The sequence below is a fragment of the Klebsiella sp. CN_Kp097 genome, from assembly GCF_040064495.1.
GTDB classification, from domain to species: domain Bacteria; phylum Pseudomonadota; class Gammaproteobacteria; order Enterobacterales; family Enterobacteriaceae; genus Klebsiella; species Klebsiella aerogenes.
This window is the reverse complement of record NZ_JBEAIL010000007.1, coordinates 887,676-911,248: the sequence shown is the minus strand read 5'-3', so window position 1 is coordinate 911,248 and position 23,573 is coordinate 887,676. Positions and strand designations below refer to the sequence as shown.

Here is a 23,573-nt window from a genome sequence, read left to right as displayed (position 1 = left end):
CCAATTTTAATGCGAGAGATGCCAGCACAGGGAGTTGAGTTGCGGATGTTACAGATTGGCGTAACGTGCAGTCATTGTGGCGCGGTTTGAAGGGGGGTAAGCGCACGGCTGCTCTATACTCTGAGCGTCAGTTGAATGAGCAATAGTGACGGAGTTCTGAAGGTGCAAAACAAAACTTTTCCCATGGATATTGGCTGGCTGGCAATACTGAAGGACTTAGGTGTTCAGGCTGGCCATGTATTACGTCGGGCCGGCCTTCCAGACGATTTACTCTCCCGTGCAAGACAGGGGCTTTCTGGCGAAGACTATTTTCGTTTCTGGCGCGCTTTAGAGGCTGAGGCAAGTGATGCCATGTTTCCCTTACGCCTCGTCGAGACTCTCTCGGCTGATTCTTTCAACCCACCACTGTTCGCTGCCCTGTGCAGCGCGAATCTGGTACAGGCTTTGCAGCGCCTCGCCAAATACAAGCAACTGGTGGCGCCCATGAGCCTGGAAGTCAATACGGGTGACGCAGGCGAGCTGGTCGTGACGCCTCGCTGGTTGTCGATACAAACCGAGGTACCTTACTCGCTGCAAGTGGCCGAGATTGCGTTTTTCGTGCGACTAGCCAGACTGGCTACCCGTGAGCACATTAAGGCGCATCGCGTTATCCTGCCGCAACTTCCGTCCAGTCGTTATCTCCGGCGTTACGAGAATTTCTTCGGCGTACCTGTGCAAAAGGGAGAGTATCCAGTTATCGCTTTCGCCGCTGTGGATGCTTTGCGTCCATTCCTGACGGTCAACGAAAGCATGTTTCACGCGTTCGAACCCGATCTTCGCCGACGGCTCAGTGAACTTGATTCGACGGCGTCGACGGCAGAACGCGTGCGTGCTGTCTTACTGGAGCTGTTGCCTGGTAACGCGGCTACCATTGAGAAGGCCGCGGAACGACTGGGCTTGAGTAAGCGTACGCTTCAACGTCGGCTTGAGGAGGAGGGGGAAAACTTTCGCGCCCTGGTCAATATGGTGCGGGAGAGCCTTGCCCGACACTACCTGGCAAATACCACGATGTCCGGCGCAGAGATCGCTTTCCTCCTTGGATTCGAAGATCCCAATTCCTTTTATCGCGCATTCCAGGGGTGGACTGGAAAAACACCTGACAGCGTCCGTCATGCCATGCGCTTGAATTGAGGAAAATACACCATGTCTAAACTTACCGAACAGGAGAAAGCCCTGTTTGCCGGCGTCACAGGACGGGGGGGGGGGGCGGCTTCATAATTCATTCCCTGCTGGCAGAACCCTGAACGGGACAACAGATTTTCATAAAGCAGGCCTGCCAAAGAAGACCTATTTTTATGTCAATCCGGTCAACGTCAGATATCAGGGAGAAGCTAAGCCTCTCCCTGAATTCACCCTCAGGCGTTAGCTGCCGCCTTTAACCGCGCCTTCATCAGGCTATAGGTCGTCCAGGCGTACCGTTCCGCCCAGTCCTGGTCGGCAATAGCCTCTACCTTCACCGCGCAGTACTTGGTTTCCGGGGTTTTCGAGATAGGATCCAGATTATCCTGGGTCAGCTCGTTACAGGCGCCAACCCACCACTGGTAGGTCATATACACCGCGCCGGGGTTGATTCGCTCGCTGAGATCGGCGCGAGTCATCACTTTGCCGCGCCGCGAACTCACCCATACCAGCTGACGATCGGCGATACCTGCCCGCTCGGCATCGGCAGGGTGCATCTGGATCCGGCCAGGTTCGTCCGCCAGCGACTGCAGCGCCGCGCAGTTGCCGGTCATTGAACGGCAGGAGTAATGGCCGACTTCGCGCACCGTGCAGAGCACCAGCGGGAAATCATCGTCCGGCGTTTCCGCCGGCGCGCGCCACGGCGCGGCGAACAGTTGCCCTTTGCCCGATGGAGTATCAAAGTGATTATCCTGATACAACCATGGCGTACCGGGGTGATCGAGCGTTGGGCACGGCCACTGCACGTGGCCCATGTCGCCCATTTTCTCCCAGGTTACGCCGTAGAACAGCGGACAGAGTTCGCGCATTTCATCCCAGATTTGCTGGTTACTGGCGTAATGCATCGGATAGCCCATCTCGCTGGCCAGCAGGCTGATAATTTCCCAATCGCGTTTCACGTTACCTGTGGGCGGAATAGCCTGTTCGAAACGCTGGAAGCCGCGGTCGGCGCAGGTAAAGACGCCGCCGTGCTCGCCCCAGGACGTCGCCGGCAGCAGCACGTCAGCCACTTCCGCCGTTTTGGTCATAAAAATATCCTGCACTACCACAAAATCCAGCGCTTCCATCCCTTTGCGTACCAGACCCAGATCGGCCTCGGTTTGCAGCGGATCCTCGCCCATGATGTAGTAGGCTTTGATTTCTCCCGCCAGCGCTTTATGCGGGACTTCGGTGATACGGGTGCCGATTTGCGTATCCATCAGCGCCGGATCGATGCCCCAGGCATTGGCGAATTTGGCGCGCACCGCGGCGTCGGTGACGTCCTGATAGCCCGGGAACTGGTTGGGTAACACCCCCATATCGCAGGCGCCCTGGACGTTATTTTGTCCACGGACCGGGCCGACGCCGACGTTAGCCCGCCCGAGGTTGCCGGTCAGCAGCGCGAGACTGGCGAGACCGCGGACGACATCAACCGCCTGGCCGAACTGGGTTACGCCCATTCCCCACATAATGGTGGCGGAAGGGGCGGCGGCGAAGGTGCGCATCGCCCGGCGAATGGCCAGCGCCGGGACGCCGACCAGTGCTTCCACGGCTTCGGGAGAGTAGTCTTTCACCGCCTCGCGGTAGGCCTCCAGCCCTTCGGTATAACGCTCAACGTAATCGTGATTGTAGAGATCTTCTTCCAGCAGGACATAGGCGAAGGCGTTGACCAGCGCCATATTGCTGCCGTTGTTGAGCTGCAGATGCTGGTCGGCGATGCGGGCGGTTTCAATGCGCCGCGGATCGCAGACGATGATTTTCGCGCCGTTGTCGCGGGCTCTCAATACCCTTCGCGCCACGATAGGGTGAGAATCGGCGCAGTTATAGCCAAAGACCAGCAGACATTTTGAGTTCTCAATATCGCTTATCGAGTTGCTCATCGCGCCATTGCCGAGCGAAGCCTGCAGCCCGGCGACCGACGGCCCGTGGCAAACGCGGGCGCAGCAGTCGACGTTATTGGTATTGAGTACCGCACGGGCGAATTTCTGCATCACGTAATTGGTTTCATTCCCCGTGCCGCGGGACGAACCGGTGGTCATGATGGCGCGCGGGCCATATTTGGCCTTGATCTCGCGGAGCTTAGCGGCGGTGTAGCGAATCGCTTCTTCCCAACTGACCGGAGTGAACGGGCCGCCTTTCTGATAACGAATCATCGGCTGCTTCAGGCGAGGCGTGAGAAGCTGCGTGTCATTGAGGAAATCCCAGCCGTAGTAGCCTTTCAGACATAGCTGGTTTTGATTGGTGACGCCGTCGGCGGCCTCGGCGCGAATGATTTTATCATTTTCGACAACCAATTTGAGTTTACAACCCGCCCCGCAATAGGGGCACACGCTGGTAATTTTATTCATCAGTAACAGACCTGTTAACAGTGAAGATAGGGCGATAGCGCGCCGGGCCCGGCAGGCTACCGTCAGCAAACGCGCGACGTCGATCGTCGTGCGATGCAAATCGATTGCATAATGCGTGCCAAAGTGAAGATAGCGCTGATGACGCGGGATGAAGGTGATGAAGACGCGGGAAAATCATGGATGTCGTCATAAGTGACGATGACGCGGGACGCTGTGGCTGACGATCGCCCCGCGGGGATTGAGGTTAAGCGTTGACTTCCATGTTCTGCTGCAGTTGATTCAACGTCTCCTGCGACATCCCGGCCTGCCGCGCGGCGGCGCAGATCGCCTGCCAGCTACTGGCATCGAGCGGAATACCGTTTGCCAGCCGCTGCTGACGATTGGCCGCTTCCCACTCACCCGGCGCCAGAATAGGTGTATCGGCATCGTGCGGCGACTGTTTACACCAGTCGATAAAGGCCTCGGTTTCGCGCTGCATCTGCGGCGCATCGAAGGCTTCCGGGCTGAGAATAATGGTAGTCATGCAGTTGAAGATGGCGTCGACGCAGCCCTGCAGGCTGTCCTGATGGGTCGTTTGCCCACCCGAGACCGCGCCGCCGAGCACCTCGCAGAGCGTCGCCAGGGCATAGCCTTTATGTTGAGCAAAAGTGAGCAGGGCGCCAAGCGGCGAGGTCTGCATCACCGCCGGATCGGTGGTCGGTTCGCCGCGAGAGTCAATCAATGAGCCGGCAGGCACCGCTTCGCCTTTATGCCATGCGACGCGGGTTTTGCCAAAAGCGATGGCGCTGGTGGCGTAATCGAGCAGCAGCGGCGGATGGCCTTCACGCGGGAAGACCACGCAGAGTGGGTTAGTGCCGAAGCGACTATCTTTGCCGCGAAATGGCGCCACCATCGGGTCGCCGACGACGCTAACGAAATGAATGGATATTAACCCCTGCGCCGCGCATTGTTCCGCCCAGTAACCGATGCGCCCGATATGGTGAGCATTGCGCAGCGCCACGGCGGCGAGGCCGTGCTGTTTGGCTTTTTCAATCCCCAACTGCATGGCTTCATGGGCAACGACCTGGCCAAAACCGGCGTTGCCATCAAGGGTGGCGACGGCGCCGGCGTCTTTCATCACGCTGGCATGGCGGTTAAGCTGCAAAAATCCTTCGCTATGGGATTTTACGTAGCTCGGGATCATGCCGACGCCGTGGGAATCGTGTCCGGCAAGGTTGGCGGCGATCAGGTGGTCTGCGACCAGCGCGGCTTCGGTTGATGTACTGCCCAGCTGCGTGAACAGGGTGGTGACGAAGTGGTGTAGCTCCGTGGGGCGAAAGCGATGTCCTGTAGGCACGGATAGTCTCCTCGATGTATGTTGTTGTTTTGTTGCGTTTGCCGTTCCATGCTGCGCCGCAAGGCGCAGAAGATCAAGGCGATAAATATCTCTCACTGAATAGGGAGATTATTGGCATGGTTCATTTTGACGAAACCGCCCGGCAAAATGGTTTTGAATGTAATATTAGGTGAATATGTAAAAGGTACATTTATTATTGTCAGGAGTAAATTTAATATTACTCTGAATAGCGTTATGTGATGGTTTTTTATTTGAGCAATTTTATTGTGATGGAGCGATAAAAGAGGTATCGTATTGATTCCGTTCAGTTGATGTAATAAATACCAAGCCTGATAGAATAAGGGAATACATGCAAATAATGAGGATGACATACGATAATTTCGATAAAGATGGATACGCAATCCTGCATGTTTATGGCGTTGGTAACTACAGAGTTTTTAGCGGTCAAAATCCATATACTAATCTTGCCAACTGTGCATTTCGACCGAATAGTGCCATACCAGTCGGGAAATATTGGATAGTAGATCGGCCTGTTGGGTCGAGGACTAATCAGTTTAGAGCGTGGGTAGGGGATCTGATAACAGGCAATGACCACAGTGAATGGTTTGGGTTATTTAGCGCTCAAACGATGACTGATAGTATTTTGATTAATGGGGTCTTAAGAGGTAGTTTCCGACTTCATCCTTTAAGGCCAGATGGAGGCGGTCTGTCGCAAGGTTGTATAACATTTGTGGATAGAAATGATTTTTATATTGTTAGGCAAACATTATTGAGAACATCTAAAGTGAAAGTACCGGGTTCTCGATCGGGTTTATTGGCTTATGGTTACGTAGATGTTCAGGGGAGCCGAGACTATGCCAGTTGTGAAGTACATTAAGAATTCATTACTATTTGCGGTATGTTTTCTTTTTGCCTTATGGCTTAGCAGCTATGGTAAACCTCTAAATGGCATCACGCTTTGGGTGATAGATCATACCTGGTGCCTGTTTAACTCCCGTCTCAGTCAACCATATGAATCAGGAGCAGATCCCATTTCTTTTATTACCATCCTGGTAATGGCGCTGCTGTATGCGCTGCTCCTGTTTTTCTTTATTCGAATGGTCCTGAAGAAATGCAAATAAAGGCTTTGCCATTGGCGGTAATCGCTTCGTGACGCTGCGGCATTAATCTGTGACCTCGCTCGCTGTTTTCTCTATTCGCTGAATAAACTCCATAAACACCACTTTTTAAACTACACCACTGTCACAAAAGCCATAAAAACCCTTCCCCCAGCGTTGCAGAGGGGGTTGTAGCACTATATGTTAAATTTGTGTTTAATTATTGATGCTTAAGAGTTGATTTTATGTATAAGAAAATCGGCGGTTTAGTGGTTTCACTGACGACAGTCTTCTCGTACTCCGCGCTGGCGGAGCTGCCGCAGGGCTACCCGGCAGATTATCAAAAAGTCGTTGATGCCGGGGTGAAAGAGGGCAAAGTCGTGGTTTATTCCACAACGGACACCAAAGCGGCAGGGCCGTTAATTAAAGGCTTTGAAGCGCAATATCCTGGGATTAAAGTTGAATATAACGATATGAACAGCACCGAGCTGTACAACCGTTATATTAGTGAACAAGCCGCCGGCGGCGGTAGCGGCGACGTGGTGTGGAGCTCTTCCATGGACACGGCGCTGAAATTAGCCACCGATTATGCGCAAGAGTACGCTTCACCAGAAGTTGGCAAGCTGCCGAAATGGGCGGTCTGGCAGCAAAAAGCCTACGGCACAACCTATGAGCCGGTGGTCTTTATCTATAACAAACGGCTGATCCCACAAAATGAAGTGCCGGATTCACATACCGCATTGGCCAAACTTATCGCCGGGCAGGCTGATAAATTTAAAGGCAAAGTCACCACCTACGATATCGAGAAATCGGGGCTTGGTTTTATGCTGGCGGTGCAGGATAGCAAGGCTGACGGCAATTACTTTGCCGACCTGGCGAATATCGCCAAAGGCGGCCTGACGGTGCAATCCTCTACCGGCACCATGATGGAGCGCGTCTCCTCCGGTGAAAACCTGATCGGCTATAACATCCTCGGCTCCTATGCCGAAGCGCGCGCTAAAACCGACCCGTCATTAGGCATCGCCTATCCGAAAGACTACGTGCTGGTGCTGTCCCGCGTCTCATTTATCACTGCGGAAGCAGGGCATCCTAATGCGGCGAAACTGTGGTTCGACTATGTACTGTCGGAAAAAGGGCAAACGATTCTTGCCTCTCAGGGCGATATCCCGTCAATTCGCAACGACATTGAAGGTAAAAATGATATCGACGGGATGACGAAATTACTGGGCAATGCGCTGAAGCCGATTCCGGTGGATGAAAGCCTGCTGCAATATCTGCAACCCAAACAGCGTCTGGAATTTATTAAGCAATGGCGTGCCGCTGCTGCGAAATAAAGTAATTACCTGTGAAACTTCCCCCGGAATGTATCCGGGGGAATGATCGTATCAGTATTCAGTAAATAAGTACTCATTATCTCTTCTTGATAATTTATCTCTGCACTTTGCCAGGGGAATTAAAGATGAACATTTTACGCAGAAAGTGGCAAGGGCTACCGCGTGGCATGGTGGTATTGATAGCGGCACTGGTAATTTACGTTCCGCTATTATTTATCGTGGCGCAAAGTTTTCTTTCCGCACCATTTTTTGCCCGCTCGAAAGAGTGGAGCCTCGAAGCCTTCGGTTTTATTTTTACCGACCCGGATTTTTACCTGGCCTTACGCTCCGGATTTATCCTCGCTTTTGGTCTGGTCATTATCGCGATTCCGCTGGGCGGCATTCTGGCCTTTTTAATGGTACGTACCGATTTACCCGGCAGGCGCTTTATTGAGCCGCTGATCCTGGTGCCGATTTTCGTCTCGCCGATGGTGCTGGGCTTTGGTTACGTGGTGGCCGCCGGGCCGGTCGGTTTCCTGTCGCAGTGGGCGCAGGCGTGGCTTGGTTTTGTGCCGTGGAATATCTACTCGATGTTTAGCATCGTGGTAATCGCCGGTTTAACGCACGTCCCGCATGCCTATCTTTATATCTCCTCGGCGCTGCGCAGCGTCGGTTCGGACGTGGAAGAGGCGGCGCGTACCGTCGGCGCCACGCCGCTGCAGGTGATGACCTCGGTGAGCCTGCCGATGGTACGGCCGTCCATCCTCTACGCCTGCGTGCTGCTGTTCTTCCTCGGCCTTGAGGTCTTTGGCCTGATGCTGGTGCTCGGCGATCCGGAAGGCAACATGGTACTGGCGACCTATCTCTATAAGTTGACTAATAAACTGGGAACGCCTTCTTACCATCTGATGGCGGCGGTCGCGGTGGTATTAATCTGCATTACCATTCCGCTGGTGATGTTGCAGCGCCGGTTGATGCGTACCGCCAATCGCTTCGTGACCATGAAAGGTAAAGCGTCGCAGTCGCGCGCCTTGCCGCTGGGGAAATGGCGTTGGGTCGCTGGCGCGGTCGTGGTGGCGTGGCTGACGGTAACCATCGGCGTCCCGCTACTGGGTGTGGCGCTACGGGCCTTTATTTCCAATTGGGGCGTTGGCGTTTCGTTATGGGATGAGCTGTCGCTGGCGACTTTCCGCAACATCTGGCAGCAGCCGAATCTGCTGCGGGCGATCGTCAACTCGATGGCGATCGGGATTATCGGCGGCGCGCTGGCGGTGGTGTGCTATCTGTTTGTCGGTATCGCCATGCACCGTAAACCGGATAACGTCACGCGCTTTCTCGACTACAGCGTGCTGGTACCGCGCGCGGTGCCGGGCCTGTTGGCTGGTCTGGCGTTTCTGTGGGTGTTTCTATTTGTGCCGATGTGGCTCGATCAGTCATTGAAAAACGGCTGGCTCTCGGCGCTGCCGGTCGCCGACTGGCTGCGCGAACACCTTATCGTGCAACTGCGCGCGCTGCGCAACACCATTTTCAGCGTCTGGTTGGCCTATACGGTGGTGTGGATGGCCTACGGCCTGCGCCTTATCTCATCAACGCTGCTGCAGGTGGCGCCGGAGCTGGAGGAGGCCGCGCGTAGCACCGGCGCCTCTCGCGGGCAAATCACCCGCCACGTCACCGTTCCGCTGGCGCGCTACGGGCTTATCGGCTCCTGGCTGCTGATGTTCCTGATCTTTGAACGCGAATATTCAACCGGCGTTTATTTGTTGTCGCCAGGCACCGAAACGATCGGGTCGATGCTGGTCTCTCTGTGGGCGGCGGGCGCCATTGATATCGTCGCGGCGCTATCGTTTATCAATATTCTGCTGGTGGTAGTCGGTCTGGGTATCGCCCTGCGCTTTGGAGTGAAATTACATGATTGAGTTATCGGTAGACAATCTGCATCTGACCTATGGCGACAACCCGGTGCTGAAAGGGGTGTCGATGGAGCTCAAACGCGGGGAAGTGGTGTCGCTGCTCGGCCCTTCAGGTAGCGGGAAAACCACGCTGTTGCGCGCGGTCGCCGGGCTGGAGAAACCGACCGCCGGGCGGATCACCATCGGCAATAACGTGGTTTATGACGGCAGTCCGCGTAGCGAGATCCCGGCGGAAGAGCGTAATCTCGGGCTGGTGTTCCAGTCCTACGCCCTGTGGCCGCATAAAACGGTATTCGACAACGTGGCCTATCCGCTGAAACTGCGTAAGGTGGCCAGCGGCGAGATTAAACAGCGGGTGCAGAGCGTTCTCGAGCAGCTAGGTCTGGGACATCTGGGCAACCGGCACCCGCACCAGCTTTCCGGCGGCCAGCAGCAGCGCGTGGCCATAGGGCGGGCGCTGGTCTATAACCCGCCGGTTATTCTGCTGGATGAGCCGCTATCCAACCTCGATGCCAAGCTGCGCGAAGAGGCGCGGGTATTCCTGCGCGAGCTCATTATTAAGCTGGGCCTGTCGGCGCTGATGGTCACCCACGATCAGAATGAAGCGATGGCGATCTCCGATCGCATTTTGTTGCTTAACAACGGCGTGATTGAACAGCAGGGGACGCCGCAGGAGATGTACGGCAATCCGGCCACCCTGTTCGCCGCCGAGTTTATGGGCAGTAATAACCGCCTGCACGGTAAGGTGACGGCGCTGGAGGACGGACGCGCGCGAGTTGAAGGCGCCAGCTGGGCGCTATGGGGACGCGCGGGCGAGGGGGTCAGCGTCGGTCAGCCGGCGACGGCGGTGATCCGCGTCGAACGGCTGCGCCTTGACTGCTCGCCGCAGGATAACAGCCTGGAACTTCCGCTGCTGACCAGCATGTACCTCGGCGATCGGTGGGAATATCTGTTCCGCACCGAGGGCGATGACTTTGCCATCCGAGCCTACGGCACGGCCCTGCGTGATGCCGAACATTGTCATCTGACGCTGCCCGCGGATGATGTGTGGGTTTTTCCGCAGCGATAAACTTTGCTCAGGGCGCCAGATGACACACCGCTTCGATATTGTGTCCATCTGGCGCAATGACAAAGGCGGCGTAGTAATTGGCGTGGTAATTAGGTCGTAATCCCGGCGCGCCGTTATCCTTGCCTCCGGCGGCCAGCGCCGCGTGCCAGAAGGCATCAACCTGCTCGCGGCTCTCGGCGCAAAAGGCGATATGCAGCGGCGCGGGTTTATCTTCGCTTTGATAGAGGCATAAAGAGGCATCGTTTGCCCCAGCTAGCTCCGCGCCGTAAGCCGGCTCGCCTTCGCCCGCCAGCGTCACGCCGAGCGGCGCCAGCGCCTGTAAAAAGAATGCCTTGCTCGCGGCATAATCACTGACGCCAAATTTGACATGATCGAACATAAATTCTCCTTGTGGTTGGGAATATCTGTACGACATCACCGTGTCGTTAAATTGATAAGGGAACCAGTATCGATTTAATTAACAACGGTGATTAACTAATTTAACAGCTCGAATTGTTTAATTATTCATTAAGCGAGTATTTACAGGTGCTTAATCCGCCATGTACCATAAACAAAAAATAACAAATGTGATACATATCACCCTTTATTGGCGCTTTGGTAAAACCAAAGGCGCGAAATTTCCGCATGACTTACCGCACTCAGGTTATTAAATGCCCGATCTTATCGTGACAACCCGGTGAATATTTGCGCCATTTTCCCGCGTTGCGTTGAGAATCGTCTAATATCCAAACGATAACCCTATAAATCTTATCGCTATTGGCGATTTAATGTACGTCTTATTGGCCAAAGCCAGACGGTCTGTTTCGCAACAGTTCAATGGTATCGGTACCAGAGCGGGATTTGCTGGGCTTGTAAGCGACAAAACAGTATTTTTAATTGACAGGAATGTGATTATGTCGAGCGAGAAAACCAACAATTCAAGGCGTGATTTTTTAGTAAAATCAATGGCCTTGATTCCAACGGTAGTCATCGGCGGCGGCAGCGTGGGCGCCATTGGCGTGGCGGCGAGCGCCACGGCACAGGCGGCCTCCGCACCTTCAGCCGGTGGCAACGCGACATCCAGCGACTGGAAGCCGCAATTCTTCAACGATCGCGAGTGGCTGTTTATCAACGCCGCCGTCGCTCGCTTAATCCCGGCCGATGAACTCGGTCCCGGCGCCAAAGAGGCCGGTGTGCCGGAGTTTATCGACCGCCAGCTTAACACCCCTTATGCCACCGGTTCCATCTGGTATATGCAGGGGCCATTTAACCCCGACGTGCCGAAAGAGATGGGCTACCAGCTGCCGCTGGTACCAAAACAGATTTATAACCTCGGTATCGCCGATGCCGAAGAGTGGTGTCAAAACCAGTATCACAAGAGCTTTGCTGAACTGAGCGGCGAACAGCAGGATGAGGCGCTCGGTCTGTGGGAATCCGGCAAGGCGCAGTTCAAACAGCTGCCGGCCTCGCTGTTTTTCTCCTATCTGTTGCAAAACACCCGCGAAGGCTTCTTCAGCGACCCTATCCATGGCGGCAATAAAGGCATGGTCGGCTGGACGCTGATTAATTTTCCCGGCGCGCGCGCCGACTTTATGGACTGGGTTGAACGAGGCGAACGCTATCCCTTCCCGCCGGTATCAATTAATGGGGAGAGGGCGTAATCATGGCGACCGTATTGAAAAAAACCGATGTGGCGATCGTTGGCTTTGGCTGGGTTGGCGCGATCATGGCCAAAGAGCTGACGGAAGCGGGGCTCAACGTCGTCGCGCTGGAGCGCGGCCCGATGCGCGATACCTGGCCGGACGGCGCTTATCCGCAGGTTATCGATGAGCTGACCTATAACATCCGCCGCAAGCTGTTCCAGGATCTCTCTAAAAGCACGGTGACGATTCGTCACAACACCAGCCAGCAGGCGGTACCCTATCGCCAACTGGCCGCCTTCCTGCCGGGAACCGGCGTTGGCGGCGCGGGTCTGCACTGGTCCGGCGTGCATTTCCGCGTCGATCCGATCGAACTGCGTATGCGCAGCCATTATGAAGAGCGTTACGGCAAAAACTTCATTCCCCAGGATATGATCATCCAGGATTTCGGCGTCACCTACGACGAACTGGAACCGTTCTTCGATAAAGCGGAAAAAGTCTTTGGCACCTCCGGTACCGCCTGGTCGGTTAAAGGGAAGGTTGTCGGTAAAGGCCGCGGCGGTAACGCCTTCGCGCCGGATCGCTCGGACGATTTCCCGCTGCCGGCGCAGAAAAATACCTGGTCGGCGCAGCTGTTTGAAAAAGCGGCGCTGGAAGTGGGCTATCATCCCTATAACCTGCCTTCCGCAAACACCTCCGACTCCTATACCAACCCGTATGGCGCACAAATGGGGCCGTGTAACTTCTGCGGTTTCTGCAGCGGCTACGCCTGCTACATGTATTCGAAAGCCTCGCCGAACGTTAACATTCTGCCGGCGCTGCGCCAGGAAAAACGCTTTGAACTGCGTACCAACGCCAACGTGCTGAAGGTCAATTTGACCGACGATAAATCCCGCGCCACCGGTGTGACCTATGTCGACGGTCAGGGCCGTGAAATGGAACAGCCGGCGGATCTGGTGATTATCGGCGCCTTCCAGTTCCATAACGTGCATCTGATGCTGCTTTCCGGGATCGGTAAACCGTACAATCCTGAGACGGGCGAAGGGGTGGTCGGGCGTAACTTCGCCTATCAGAACATGACCACTATCAAGGCCATTTTCGATAAAGATACCTTCACCAACCCGTTCATCGGCGCGGGCGGCAACGGCGTCGGCGTCGATGACTTCAACGCCGATAACTTCGATCACGGCGCGGCGGGCTTCGTCGGCGGTTCGCCGTTCTGGGTCAACCAGGCGGGGACCAAGCCTATCTCCGGCGTGCCGGTGCCTCCGGGTACCCCTGCGTGGGGCAGTAAATGGAAATCGGCGGTGGCCGACACCTACACCCACCACCTGTCGATGGATGCCCACGGCGCGCATCAGTCCTATCGCCAGAACTATCTCGATCTCGATCCGAACTACAAAAACGTCTTTGGTCAGCCGCTGCTGCGCATGACCTTCGACTGGCAGGAAAACGACATCAAGATGGCGCAGTTTATGTTCGATAAGATGGCGCCGATCGCCAAAGCGATGAAGCCGAAATATATGCTCGGCAGCCCGAAAAACGCCAATAGCCACTTTGACACCACCAGCTACCAGACCACCCATATGAACGGCGGCGCGGTGATGGGCGAAGATCCGAAAACCAGCGCGGTGAACCGTTATCTGCAGAGCTGGGACGTGCATAACGTCTTCGTCATCGGCGCTTCCGCTTTCCCACAGGGGCTGGGCTACAACCCGACGGGGACCGTTGCCGCGCTGGCCTACTGGTCGGCGAAGGCTATCCGCGAACAGTACCTGAGAAATCCGGGTCCATTGGTGCAGGCATAAGGGAAAGCAAATCATGAAAATGCAATGGTTATCGGCACTGGTTCTCGGTGCGTTAAGCTGCGCGGCGTTCGCCGAAGAGGCGCCTGCGGACAGCAATCTGATTAAGCAGGGCGAATATCTGGCGCGCGCCGGCGACTGCGTGGCCTGCCACACCAACGGTAAAGAGGGCAAACCTTTTGCCGGCGGTCTGCCGATGGAAACGCCGATCGGCACCATTTATTCCACCAACATCACGCCGGACAAAGCGCACGGTATTGGCGGTTATACCTTCGAAGAGTTTGACGACGCGGTGCGTAAAGGCGTGCGTAAAGACGGCTCAACGCTCTATCCGGCGATGCCGTATCCTTCCTTCGCCCGTATCAACGAAGCGGATATGCGCGCCATGTACGCCTACTTTATGCACGGCGTGGAGCCGGTTAACGTCGCCAACAAAGACACGGACATTCCGTGGCCGCTGTCGATGCGCTGGCCGCTGGCGTTCTGGCGCGGCATCTTCGCTCCGTCCCCGAGCGACTTTGTCGCCAATCCGCAGGTGGACCCGGTACTGGAGCGCGGCCGTTACCTGGTGGAAGGCCTTGGCCACTGCGGCGCCTGCCACACCCCGCGTAGCCTGACGATGCAGGAAAAAGCGCTTAGCGAAAGCGAAGGTGATAACTACCTGGCGGGTAGCAATGCGCCGATTGACGGTTGGGTGGCATCCAGCCTGCGCGGTGAAAATCGCGACGGGCTGGGAAGCTGGAGCGAAGCTGAACTGGCCGAGTTCCTTAAAACCGGGCGCAATGATAAATCCGTGGTCTTCGGCGGCATGAGCGACGTGGTTGAGCACAGCCTGCAGTATCTCTCGAATGACGATATCACCGCTATTGCTCGCTATCTGAAGTCGTTACCGCCGCGCGGCGGTAAACAGACGCCAGCTCCGGTGGAAGATAGCGTGGCGAAAGATCTGTGGAAAGGCGATGACAGCAAAACAGGCGCGGCGCTGTACGTCGATAACTGCGCTGCCTGCCACCGTACTGACGGCGTCGGTTATAAACGCGCGTTCCCGTCGTTGAAAGGCAACCCGGTGGTGCAGACCGAAGATGCGACCTCGCTGATTCACATCATTCTGACCGGCAACACCACGCCGGCGGTGAAGGATGCGGTCTCGAACCTGACCATGCCATCGTTCGGCTGGCGTCTTGACGATCAACAGGTCGCGGATGTGGTCAACTTCATCCGCACCAGCTGGGGCAACAACGCGCCGCCGGTGAGCGCCAGCGATGTGGCGAAAGTACGAAAAGATAAGTCGATGATTCGCGATGAGAAGGCGTTAGGTAACGCCGACGTCTCGAAACTGCCGGCTGCTGCAGAGTAACTGGGCCGGGGCGGGGCACTGGATTCGCCCCGCCTGAGGTAAAAAACGTGATGACACCTGAACAACAGGGGACACAGCCATGATGCCGGAACTGGGCAACTACCTGCTGTGTCTGGCGGCAGGGCTGGCGCTGCTGCTAAGTATCTTTCCGCTATGGGGCGCAGCGCGCCAGGAACGATGGCTGATGGCATTAGCCCGGCCGCTGGCCTGCGCGCTGTTTATCTGCATCATCGGCGCGTTTGCGCTGCTGGTGCATGCCTTTGTAATCAATGACTTCACCGTGCGCTATGTGGCGGAAAACTCCAACAGCGCGCTGCCGGTATGGTACAGGGTGGCGGCCACCTGGGGAGCGCACGAAGGCTCTTTGCTGCTGTGGGTGCTGCTGCTCAGCGTGTGGACGTTCGCCGTCGCGCTCTTCAGTCGCCAGATGCCGCCCGACGCGGTAGCGCGGGTGCTGGCGGTGATGGGAATGATCGCCTTCGGTTTCCTGCTTTTTATCCTGTTCACCTCCAATCCGTTCAGCCGCAGCCTGCCGCTGTATCCCGTAGATGGCCGCGATCTCAATCCTATGCTGCAGGATATCGGGATGATTTTTCATCCACCGATCCTCTACATGGGCTACGTTGGCTTCTCGGTGGCCTTCGCCTTCGCGGTTGCGTCGCTGCTGGCGGGGCGGCTGGATACCGCGTGGGCGCGATGGTCGCGCCCGTGGACGCAGGCGGCGTGGATGTTCCTGACACTTGGGATCGTGCTGGGCTCGGCGTGGGCCTATTACGAACTGGGCTGGGGCGGTTGGTGGTTCTGGGACCCGGTGGAAAACGCCTCGTTTATGCCGTGGCTGGTCGGCACCGCGTTGCTGCATTCGCTGGCGGTGACCGAAAAGCGCGGCAGCTTCCGCGCCTGGACGGTACTGCTGGCGCTGGCGGCTTTCTCGCTGTGCCTGCTGGGGACTTTTCTTGTGCGTTCCGGCGTGCTGGTATCGGTGCACTCCTTTGCCTCCGATCCGGCGCGCGGGATGTTTATACTGGCCTTGTTGACCCTCGCGATTGGCGGCTCGCTGCTGCTGTATGCGGTGAAAGGTGGGCGAGTGCGGGCGCGAGTGGAACATACGCTCTGGTCGCGCGAGTCGTTCCTGCTTGGCAACAATATTCTGCTGATGGCCGCGATGCTGGTGGTGCTGTTAGGCACGCTGCTGCCGTTGGTGCATAAAGCGTTGGGGCTGGGGACGATATCGATCGGCGAACCGTTCTTCAATACCATGTTCACCGCGCTGATGGCGCCGTTTGCGCTGCTGCTGGGGCTGGGGCCGCTGATTCGTTGGCGCCGCGATGAGCCTGGTAAACAGCTTAAACGATTGGCGATATCACTTGTCGTGACGTTGTCACTTTCACTGGCGTTACCATGGCTTCTTCAGGACCGCATCACCGCGATGGCGGTCATCGGCCTGATGATGGCGCTATGGGTGCTTATCTTCGCGCTGATTGAAGTCCACGAACGGGCCACGCATCGCCACGGCTTCTGGCGCGGCCTGCGCACCTTAACGCGTAGCCAGTGGGGTATGGTGCTCGGCCATGTCGGCGTGGCGGTAACCGTCATTGGCATCACCTTCAGCCAGAACTATAGCATCGAGCGCGATGTCCGCATGCGGGCTGGCGACAGCCTCGATATTCATCGTTATCACTTCGTTTTCAAGGGCGTGCGTAATATCGTCGGGCCGAACTGGAGCGGCGGTGAGGGCGTGATTGCCGTCAGCCGCAATGGTCGCCCGGAAGCCATGCTGTATGCCGAAAAACGCTTTTACACCGCCAGCCGGATGATGATGACTGAAGCGGCCATCAGCGGCGGGTTTACCCGCGATCTTTACGCCGCGCTGGGTGAAGAACTGGATGATGGCAGCTGGGCGGTGCGTCTGTACTACAAACCGTTCGTACGCTGGATCTGGTACGGCGGCGTACTGATGGCGCTGGGTGGGCTGTGCTGTATGCTCGATCCGCGTTACCGCCGGTCGCGGCAACAGAAAACAGCAGTGGATCGCAATGACATTAACCGCTCGCTGTACCAGTCCCGACTGCGCGAACTGGAGCAGGAACGTACTGACGGTAATGAGGCGATGATCGTCGAGCTGCAACGTACGTTGCTGGCGGATATCTCGCAGCAGGAACCAACGCGCGTTCGGCCGCTTAGCCGCTGGTTGCTGCTACCGGGGGCGCTGTTATTGGTCTTCGTCAGCGGCGGGCTGTATCTGAAAACCAGCGATGTGGGTCAGGTGCTGCTGTGGCGACAGAGCGAGCGCCATTATCCCGCGCTGCTGGCGCAGGCGAAAGATCCGACCGCGGCGCCGCTGCGGATGGATGAGTTGGCCCAGCTGCGGCTTGGGCTGCGCAGCCATCTGCAGGCTAGCCCTGACGATCTTGCCGGCTGGCAACTGCTTGGGCGGCTTGGCCTGCTGCTAAACGATGGCGAGACGGCGATCGGCGCTTTTGGACGGGCGCATAAGCTGGCGCCGGATGACCCGGCGGCAAGTTTTGATTATGCCAGCGCGCTGGTGCGGGCGGGCGATAACGCGCAGATGCGGATGGGCGAGCTGTTGCTGCGCGATCTGCATCAGCGGCAGCCGAAAAACCTGCCGGTGCTGGAGATGCTGGCGCTCAGCGCGGTACGCAATGAAGACTATCCGCAGGCGGTAGCGGCGCTACAGCAGTTGCTGATGTTGTTGCCGGAGGGCGATGCCCGCCGCGAGGCGATTGCCCGCCAGCTGGCGCAGGCGCAGCAGCAGGCGCGGTAAATATTTGCTTTTTCTGCACTACTCCCCGGTCGCGCTGTCGCTTACTGGGGCTACAAATGGCAGTGACCGCGCGAACGGTAGGCCGGGTAAGGCGTAGCCGCCACCCGGCAAAATAACGGCGTAACAGACGAAAAAAAGCCCCTGCGAACAGGCAGGGGCAAACCATGTCAGAGCTTATTTTTTATTAATTGAATACCATCCCGCCATCGATCAGCAGCGATTGACCGGTCATATAATCGGAATCCGGGCTGGCGAGATAAGAGACGCAGGCGGCGACATCTTCTGGCTCAGACAGGCGGCCGAGGGTGATGCGTTTGGCGAATTCGGCAGTTCCGTAGCCCAGAGGTTTACCCGCCGCTTCGGATACCTGACGATCGATCTCGGCCCACATCGGGGTTTTCACAATCCCCGGGCAGTAGCCGTTAACGGTAATACCCAGCGGCGCCAGGTCGCGGGCAGCGGTTTGCGTTAAACCGCGTACGGCGAATTTGCTTGAGCTGTAGACCGCCAGTTCCGGGTTGCCGACGTGGCCGGCCTGCGAACAGGCGTTGATGATTTTGCCGCCGTGCCCCTCTTTTTTAAAGGCCTCGACTGCCGCCTGAATCCCCCAGATCACCCCTTTAACGTTGATGTTGTAGACCTTGTCGACAATCTCCGGCGTAATGGATTCGATAGGCGTTGATGGCGCGACCCCGGCGTTATTGACGATGACGTTGAATCCGCCCAGCGTTTTCCGCGCCTGTTCGACGGCGGTAAACACCTGCTCACGGTCGGAAACATCGACTTTGACCGCGATTGCCCGGCCGCCGTGCTGGTTGATTTCATCCGCCACGGCTTTCGCTGTGACGTCATTGTAATCGGCGATCGCCACGGCAAAACCGTCCTTCACGAGGCGTAACGCGATAGCTTTACCAATGCCCTGACCGGCGCCGGTGACAAGTGCGACTTTTTTCATTTCCATTTCCTTTTGTGATGACTTAAAGAATTTGACTCAGGTGTAGCTGGCCCATCAGCAGCGGGTTATCACGGTAATCCACGGGGATGGCGACCACCGCCGGGCCGTCGACGTCCATCGCCGCGCGTAGCGTCGGCTCCAGCGCCTCAGCGCTTTCCACCGCAAACCCTTTCGCGCCGAAGGATTCGGCATAGGCTTTAAAATCCATAGGACCGAACTCGACGCCGGACAGGCGTTGATATTTTTTCTCTTCCTGGATGGCGACCATGTTGTAGCCGTTATCGACCCAGATAAGATGCAGGATGTTGGCTTTCAGGCGGACCGCCGTTTCCAGCTCCATGCTGGATTGCAGAAAACCGCCATCGCCGGAAACCGAGACCACTTTGCGCTGCGGATTGACCAGCCAGGCCCCGATGGCCCACGGCAGGGCGACGCCCATGGTCTGCTGACCGTTGGAGATCATCACCTGACGGGCGCGGAAGCTGTAGAGATAGCGGGCGATCCAGATATGGAAGCTCCCCATATCGACCGTCAGCGTGACGTCGCTGTTGACGATATCCTGCATGGCGCGAACGATGCGCAGCGGGTGCAGGGCAAACTGATTCAACTGCGCTCCGCGGCGATCGAGCAGTTCGCGCTGATGCTGGCGGTCGTGGAGGATTTCAGCAGCCTGCGGCGAGAGCACCAGCCGATGATCGATATTTTGCGCCAGCTTGTTCAGCGTGCCGGCGATGTCGCCCACCAGCTCGACATCCGGCGTGTAGTTACGCTCTTCATAGGCGGGCAGTACGTCGATATGTACCAGCGTCGCGTTGCCGCTGTTCCACATCGCCGGTTCGTATTCCACCGGGCTATAGCCGATGCAGATAACCAGGTCGGCCAGTTGCAATAAGCGGTCACCGGCCTGATTGTTAAACAGCCCGACGCGCCCGGCGAAGCGCGAGAAGTTATCCTGATTGACCGCCCCGGCGGCCTGATAGGTGCTGGTGACCGGAATATGGCTGGTTTCCAGCAAACGATGCAGCGCGGCGCTGTTTTCCGTCTGGCTGGCCATTAATCCAAGCAGGAACACCGGATTCTTCGCCTGGGCAATCAACTTCGCAACCTGATTGATTGCCTCGTCAGGCGCGGCGCCCATCTGCGGCGCGCTGCTGGCGGGCAGGACTTTGCCGGTCACCGGACCATCGACCACATCCTGCGGCAGGCTGACGAAGGCGCTGCCCGGGCGACCCTGCTCGGCGGCGCGAAAAGCGTTAGAAACCACTTCCGCCAGCGCATCCGGCGAGGTCACTTCTACCGCGTATTTGGTGACCGGGCTGAACATCGCCACCGTGTCCATACTCTGGTGTACCTGTTTGGCTTTATCCGCGCGTTTGACCGCGCCGCCCAGCGCCACCACCGGGTCGCCTTCGCTATTGGCGGTGGCCATCCCGGTTATCAGGTTGGAACAACCGGGTCCGGAGGTCACCAGCGCGACGCCCGCTTTGCCGGTAATACGCCCGACCGCGGCGGCCATAAAGGCGGCGTTGGCCTCGTGGCGCACCGGAATAATGCGGATTGAGGAGTCCAGCAACGAGTCGAAAACCTTATCGATTTTAGCGCCGGGGATCCCGAAGACCTGCCGTACGCCTTGCGCTTCCAGTTGGCTGACGACCAGATCGGCGCCGTGCGCCCACTGGCGCTGCGGATACTGTTTGTCCATGTGAACCTCCTAACTTTCTACTGAACGGATGGCGGCATCGAGATTATCGGGATGCAAATTGGCCTGCAGGAACGCGCTGTCGGCGGGAAGGTCGATCATCAGCTTATGAATTTCGCCGAAGGTCAATACCCCATGGTCGAGCTGGTAGTCCAGCAGGTGGCCGCCGCCCTGGCGATCATCGGTAATGAAGTGTTCGTGATAGCCGGCGACGTTAATTCCCTGCATATGCTGCGGGGTACGAAAACCGACCAGTACGCCGTCACGCTGGTTAAAGCGGAAAACCGGCTGATCGTCGAGCACGTCGGTCATCGCCCGGTAGGGCGGCGTCTGACGAGGCACGGTGCGGGTATGGGCGTGGCGGAAATGACCATCGATTCGCAGCGCGCAGAACAGATTGTCGGAAGGAATTTGCTGGTCAATAACCTCATGCAGCTGCTGGCGGCTGACCGGATGGTCAAAGGTTTTACGGTACTGCGGCTGAAACCAGGTCATCACCGCAAACGGCGTTTTCTGTTCCGGACGCGCTTTACGCGCGCTGCCGTCGGCACGCAATTGATAAACCTGGCTGCTAAACGCGATCAGCTCGCCGTCGAGTTCATTAAAAGTGCCGAGCCCGAAATCACCGTGCTTCAGCAGGTCCGCAATGGTGGTGGTACCTTCGTAGACGCCGCTGAGCAGGGCGCTCATCAGCGAAGTTTGATACAGCACGCTATCGGGATGCTGAGCGGAAAACGCGCGTAGCGTTTCACACAGACTCTCTTCACAGGTGCAATCTGAAGCATGATTCATGAGCCACTTCCTCGTTCAACAAATATAAGAAAGGTTAAATAAAGGTTGACCCGATTCAGCTCACAGTTCCAATATAGAAACCATGCTGGTTTGAGACGTTTTCGATATGGAACTTCGTTATCTACGCTATTTTGTCGCCGTCGCCCGCACGCGGCACTTCACCCGGGCAGCGAAAGAACTGGGTATCTCACAGCCACCGTTAAGTCAGCAAATTCAGCGGCTTGAGCGAGAGGTTGGCACTCCGCTGTTGCGTCGGCTAACCCGCGGGGTGGAGCTGACCGAAGCCGGGGAGTCCTTTTATGAAGATGCCTGCCAAATCCTCGCGCTGAGCGATGCGGCGCTGGAAAAGGCCAAGGGCATTGCCCGCGGAATGAACGGCAGCCTGTCGTTAGGCATTACCAGTTCTGATGCTTTCCATCCACAAATCTTCACCTTGCTGCACCGTTTTCAGCTCGATCACCCAGGCGTCATCCTCCATCAACGGGAGGGCAACATGGCAAATTTGATGGCGGCGCTGAGCGAGGCGGAGATCGATATCGCCTTTGTCCGTTTGCCGTGTGAAAGCAGTAAGGCGTTTAACTTGCGTATCATTGATGAAGAGCCAATGGTCATTGCGCTCCCGCGCGATAATCCATTGTCAGCGGAACCGACGCTGGCGCTGGAACAGTTGCGGGACGTCGCGCCGATCCTCTTCCCGCGCGAAGTGGCGCCGGGTTTGTATGAGCTGGTGTTCAATAGCTGCCTGCGCGCCGGGATCGATATGAACCGCGCCAGGCAGTCGTCGCAGATTTCATCGTCGCTGAGTATGGTTAACGCCGGATTTGGTTTCGCGCTGGTGCCGCAGTCGATGACCTGTATCGCGCTGCCCAACGTCAGCTATCAATCGATACAGGGGACGCCGGTCAAGACCGATATTGCCATCGCCTGGCGGCGCTTCGAGCGTTCGCGCACGGTGAAGCGATTTTTGGAGATGTTTTGATTATTGCCCCTGAGAAATAGCAGGCTGCGATCGTTCCGGTTTGCGGTACAGTAATGGCAGTTTTTTATTGCTGAAACCAACAGGGATGTATGATGAAAAAAGCATGGATATTTGTCGCGGCAGTCGTTGCGCTAAGCGGTTGTGCGCCGCTACACCCGTCGGATTGTCATAAAACCTCTGCCCTCGGTAGCTGTGACTCCGGGCGTTTTAGCGATGAGGATGAGTATGGTCAGCAGGCGAGGGGGATCAAAGAAGCCTTCGAGTCGCAACTTGCTGACCGCTACGCGTGGCGGGGAAAAAAGTGCCGCCTGCATTTAGAATTCGCCCAGGATGGCACTCTGGAAAAGATGAATACGGCTGAGGGAAATAAAGCCTATTGTGCCGCGCTGCGTGAGGCGGCAAAAAGTGCGACCTTCCCGCCGTTTACTAACGATAAAGTCTACAAGGCCTTTGCTCAATCGCGGTTTGATATGAAGGGTGAATAGCACGAACCAACCGGGGAGGAACAGACAGGCTCCCCGTTGGGAAGATAATTACTGCGCCACCCAGCCGCCATCCATATTCCACGCCGCGCCGCGAACCTGCGCGGCGGCGTCGCTGCATAAAAATAGCGCCATTTCCCCCAGTTGCTGAGGCGTCACGAATTCGCCGGAGGGTTGTTTTTCGGCAAGCAGCTGCGCTCTGGCCTGCTCAGGGTCGGCCCCCTCAGCGATACGTTTATCGATCTGCTGCTGAACCAGCGGCGTCAGTACCCAGCCGGGGCAAATCGCGTTGCAGGTAATGCCGGTACGCGCGGTCTCCAGCGCCAGCGTTTTGCTAAAGCCAATCACCCCATGCTTGGCGGCAACGTAGGCGGATTTCTCTTTCGAGGCGACTAACCCATGCACGGAGGCAATATTAATAATCCGCCCCCAGTTGCGCTCGCGCATGCCCGGCAGCGCCAGTCGGCTGGTGTGGAAGACGCTGGACAGATTTATCGCCAGAATATCGTTCCATTTTTCCACCGCGAACTGCTCCACTGGCGCCACATGCTGGATACCGGCGTTATTAATCACAATATCGACGCCGCCAAATTCGCTTTCGGTATAACGCATCATCGCTTCAATTTGCCCGACGTCGCGCAGGTCGGCATCGTGATAGCCGGGAATTTTACCCAGCGCGGCAACCTCGGCTCGCGCGCTCGTGCTGTCGCCAAAACCATTTAACACCAGCTGCGCGCCGGCCTGCGCCAGCACTTTGGCAATGCCTAAACCAATACCGCTGGTGGAGCCGGTGACCAGCGCTGTTTTACCGTTTAAATTCATTTCGTTAC

The 23,573-nt window shown here is 57.0% G+C and carries 19 protein-coding genes; 12 read left to right on the top strand and 7 right to left on the bottom strand.

Features of this window, described 5'->3' with window-relative positions:
- Positions 1 to 162 precede the first annotated feature (162 nt).
- Positions 163 to 1,170, top strand: a complete 1,008-nt coding sequence (locus ABLV07_RS14765) for an AraC family transcriptional regulator (protein WP_015705178.1) — start codon at positions 163 to 165, stop codon at positions 1,168 to 1,170.
- A 224-nt stretch (positions 1,171 to 1,394) separates the two neighbouring features.
- On the opposite strand, the gene fdhF is transcribed toward ABLV07_RS14765, so the two are convergent.
- Together fdhF and ABLV07_RS14755 are read right to left on the bottom strand one after the other, a co-directional pair.
- On the bottom strand, positions 1,395 to 3,545 hold the full coding sequence (fdhF, locus tag ABLV07_RS14760; RefSeq protein WP_015705180.1) for a formate dehydrogenase subunit alpha: 2,151 nt from the start codon (positions 3,543 to 3,545) through the stop codon (positions 1,395 to 1,397).
- A 244-nt stretch (positions 3,546 to 3,789) separates the two neighbouring features.
- Positions 3,790 to 4,881 carry a malate/lactate/ureidoglycolate dehydrogenase gene (locus ABLV07_RS14755; protein WP_045361204.1) on the bottom strand — a complete coding sequence of 364 codons (1,092 nt, stop codon included), beginning with the start codon at positions 4,879 to 4,881 and terminating at the stop codon, positions 3,790 to 3,792.
- Between the two features lie 14 nt (positions 4,882 to 4,895).
- On the opposite strand from ABLV07_RS14755, the gene ABLV07_RS14750 reads away from it, so the two are divergent.
- The 5 genes from ABLV07_RS14750 to ABLV07_RS14730 all read left to right on the top strand — a co-directional run bounded on the left by ABLV07_RS14750 (position 4,896) and on the right by ABLV07_RS14730 (position 10,270).
- Complete coding sequence (locus ABLV07_RS14750; protein WP_155953463.1) at positions 4,896 to 5,054, top strand: hypothetical protein; 159 nt, start codon at positions 4,896 to 4,898, stop codon at positions 5,052 to 5,054.
- Between the two features lie 176 nt (positions 5,055 to 5,230).
- Positions 5,231 to 5,758 (top strand): DUF2778 domain-containing protein, encoded by a 528-nt coding sequence (locus tag ABLV07_RS14745; protein WP_071596086.1) that lies wholly within the window; start codon positions 5,231 to 5,233, stop codon positions 5,756 to 5,758.
- A 465-nt stretch (positions 5,759 to 6,223) separates the two neighbouring features.
- Positions 6,224 to 7,312: an ABC transporter substrate-binding protein gene (locus ABLV07_RS14740; protein WP_032707865.1), complete on the top strand. Its 1,089-nt coding sequence runs from the start codon at positions 6,224 to 6,226 to the stop codon at positions 7,310 to 7,312.
- Between the two features lie 125 nt (positions 7,313 to 7,437).
- On the top strand, positions 7,438 to 9,207 hold the full coding sequence (locus tag ABLV07_RS14735) for an iron ABC transporter permease (protein ID WP_045361202.1): 1,770 nt from the start codon (positions 7,438 to 7,440) through the stop codon (positions 9,205 to 9,207).
- Positions 9,200 to 10,270 (top strand): ABC transporter ATP-binding protein, encoded by a 1,071-nt coding sequence (locus ABLV07_RS14730; protein WP_032707866.1) that lies wholly within the window; start codon positions 9,200 to 9,202, stop codon positions 10,268 to 10,270. Before ABLV07_RS14735 ends, ABLV07_RS14730 begins: the two co-directional genes overlap by 8 nt.
- 7 nt (positions 10,271 to 10,277) lie before the next feature.
- Here the strand turns inward: ABLV07_RS14730 and ABLV07_RS14725 are convergent, their stop codons facing one another.
- Complete coding sequence (locus ABLV07_RS14725; RefSeq protein ID WP_015366948.1) at positions 10,278 to 10,649, bottom strand: VOC family protein; 372 nt, start codon at positions 10,647 to 10,649, stop codon at positions 10,278 to 10,280.
- Positions 10,650 to 11,160: 511 nt separating this feature from the next.
- On the opposite strand from ABLV07_RS14725, the gene ABLV07_RS14720 reads away from it, so the two are divergent.
- The 4 genes from ABLV07_RS14720 to ccmI all read left to right on the top strand — a co-directional run bounded on the left by ABLV07_RS14720 (position 11,161) and on the right by ccmI (position 17,836).
- Positions 11,161 to 11,910 carry a gluconate 2-dehydrogenase subunit 3 family protein gene (locus ABLV07_RS14720; protein ID WP_026612334.1) on the top strand — a complete coding sequence of 250 codons (750 nt, stop codon included), beginning with the start codon at positions 11,161 to 11,163 and terminating at the stop codon, positions 11,908 to 11,910.
- 2 nt (positions 11,911 to 11,912) lie between these two features.
- The gene (locus tag ABLV07_RS14715) at positions 11,913 to 13,697 is read left to right on the top strand and encodes a GMC family oxidoreductase (RefSeq protein WP_015366945.1); all 1,785 of its coding nucleotides are present in this window, start codon (positions 11,913 to 11,915) and stop codon (positions 13,695 to 13,697) included.
- Positions 13,698 to 13,707: 10 nt separating this feature from the next.
- A complete protein-coding gene (locus tag ABLV07_RS14710; RefSeq protein ID WP_164513135.1) occupies positions 13,708 to 15,051 on the top strand; it encodes a cytochrome c in 1,344 nt (447 codons plus the stop codon).
- A gap of 79 nt (positions 15,052 to 15,130) precedes the next feature.
- A complete protein-coding gene (ccmI, locus tag ABLV07_RS14705; RefSeq protein WP_087877256.1) occupies positions 15,131 to 17,836 on the top strand; it encodes a c-type cytochrome biogenesis protein CcmI in 2,706 nt (901 codons plus the stop codon).
- A 184-nt stretch (positions 17,837 to 18,020) separates the two neighbouring features.
- Here the strand turns inward: ccmI and ABLV07_RS14700 are convergent, their stop codons facing one another.
- Genes ABLV07_RS14700 through budA form a run of 3 tightly spaced genes read right to left on the bottom strand, consistent with a single transcriptional unit; the run spans position 18,021 to position 21,282 of the window.
- Positions 18,021 to 18,791: a (S)-acetoin forming diacetyl reductase gene (locus ABLV07_RS14700; RefSeq protein ID WP_163366238.1), complete on the bottom strand. Its 771-nt coding sequence runs from the start codon at positions 18,789 to 18,791 to the stop codon at positions 18,021 to 18,023.
- Between the two features lie 22 nt (positions 18,792 to 18,813).
- A complete protein-coding gene (gene alsS / locus ABLV07_RS14695; protein WP_015705187.1) occupies positions 18,814 to 20,493 on the bottom strand; it encodes an acetolactate synthase AlsS in 1,680 nt (559 codons plus the stop codon).
- 9 nt (positions 20,494 to 20,502) lie between these two features.
- The gene (budA, locus tag ABLV07_RS14690; RefSeq protein WP_015705188.1) at positions 20,503 to 21,282 is read right to left on the bottom strand and encodes an acetolactate decarboxylase; all 780 of its coding nucleotides are present in this window, start codon (positions 21,280 to 21,282) and stop codon (positions 20,503 to 20,505) included.
- A gap of 106 nt (positions 21,283 to 21,388) precedes the next feature.
- On the opposite strand from budA, the gene ABLV07_RS14685 reads away from it, so the two are divergent.
- Both ABLV07_RS14685 and ABLV07_RS14680 read left to right on the top strand, forming a co-directional pair.
- The gene (locus ABLV07_RS14685; RefSeq protein ID WP_015366939.1) at positions 21,389 to 22,261 is read left to right on the top strand and encodes a LysR family transcriptional regulator; all 873 of its coding nucleotides are present in this window, start codon (positions 21,389 to 21,391) and stop codon (positions 22,259 to 22,261) included.
- 92 nt (positions 22,262 to 22,353) lie between these two features.
- Complete coding sequence (locus ABLV07_RS14680; protein ID WP_015366938.1) at positions 22,354 to 22,746, top strand: cell envelope integrity TolA C-terminal domain-containing protein; 393 nt, start codon at positions 22,354 to 22,356, stop codon at positions 22,744 to 22,746.
- A 48-nt stretch (positions 22,747 to 22,794) separates the two neighbouring features.
- Here ABLV07_RS14680 and ABLV07_RS14675 read toward each other — a convergent pair whose 3' ends face one another.
- On the bottom strand, positions 22,795 to 23,565 hold the full coding sequence (locus tag ABLV07_RS14675) for a 3-hydroxybutyrate dehydrogenase (RefSeq protein WP_015366937.1): 771 nt from the start codon (positions 23,563 to 23,565) through the stop codon (positions 22,795 to 22,797).
- Between the last annotated feature and the right edge of the window lie 8 nt (positions 23,566 to 23,573).

Bases quoted from the DNA above. Each gene is read 5' to 3' on its own strand.
- fdhF (WP_015705180.1), bottom strand. From the start codon at position 3,545: ATGAATAAAATTACCAGCGTGTGCCCCTATTGCGGGGCGGGTTGTAAA.
- ABLV07_RS14750 (WP_155953463.1), top strand. From the start codon at position 4,896: ATGTATGTTGTTGTTTTGTTGCGTTTGCCGTTCCATGCTGCGCCGCAA.
- ABLV07_RS14745 (WP_071596086.1), top strand. From the start codon at position 5,231: ATGCAAATAATGAGGATGACATACGATAATTTCGATAAAGATGGATAC.
- ABLV07_RS14740 (WP_032707865.1), top strand. From the start codon at position 6,224: ATGTATAAGAAAATCGGCGGTTTAGTGGTTTCACTGACGACAGTCTTC.
- ABLV07_RS14735 (WP_045361202.1), top strand. From the start codon at position 7,438: ATGAACATTTTACGCAGAAAGTGGCAAGGGCTACCGCGTGGCATGGTG.
- ABLV07_RS14730 (WP_032707866.1), top strand. From the start codon at position 9,200: ATGATTGAGTTATCGGTAGACAATCTGCATCTGACCTATGGCGACAAC.
- ABLV07_RS14725 (WP_015366948.1), bottom strand. From the start codon at position 10,649: ATGTTCGATCATGTCAAATTTGGCGTCAGTGATTATGCCGCGAGCAAG.
- ABLV07_RS14715 (WP_015366945.1), top strand. From the start codon at position 11,913: ATGGCGACCGTATTGAAAAAAACCGATGTGGCGATCGTTGGCTTTGGC.
- ccmI (WP_087877256.1), top strand. From the start codon at position 15,131: ATGATGCCGGAACTGGGCAACTACCTGCTGTGTCTGGCGGCAGGGCTG.
- ABLV07_RS14700 (WP_163366238.1), bottom strand. From the start codon at position 18,791: ATGAAAAAAGTCGCACTTGTCACCGGCGCCGGTCAGGGCATTGGTAAA.
- alsS (WP_015705187.1), bottom strand. From the start codon at position 20,493: ATGGACAAACAGTATCCGCAGCGCCAGTGGGCGCACGGCGCCGATCTG.
- budA (WP_015705188.1), bottom strand. From the start codon at position 21,282: ATGAATCATGCTTCAGATTGCACCTGTGAAGAGAGTCTGTGTGAAACG.
- ABLV07_RS14685 (WP_015366939.1), top strand. From the start codon at position 21,389: ATGGAACTTCGTTATCTACGCTATTTTGTCGCCGTCGCCCGCACGCGG.
- ABLV07_RS14680 (WP_015366938.1), top strand. From the start codon at position 22,354: ATGAAAAAAGCATGGATATTTGTCGCGGCAGTCGTTGCGCTAAGCGGT.
- ABLV07_RS14675 (WP_015366937.1), bottom strand. From the start codon at position 23,565: ATGAATTTAAACGGTAAAACAGCGCTGGTCACCGGCTCCACCAGCGGT.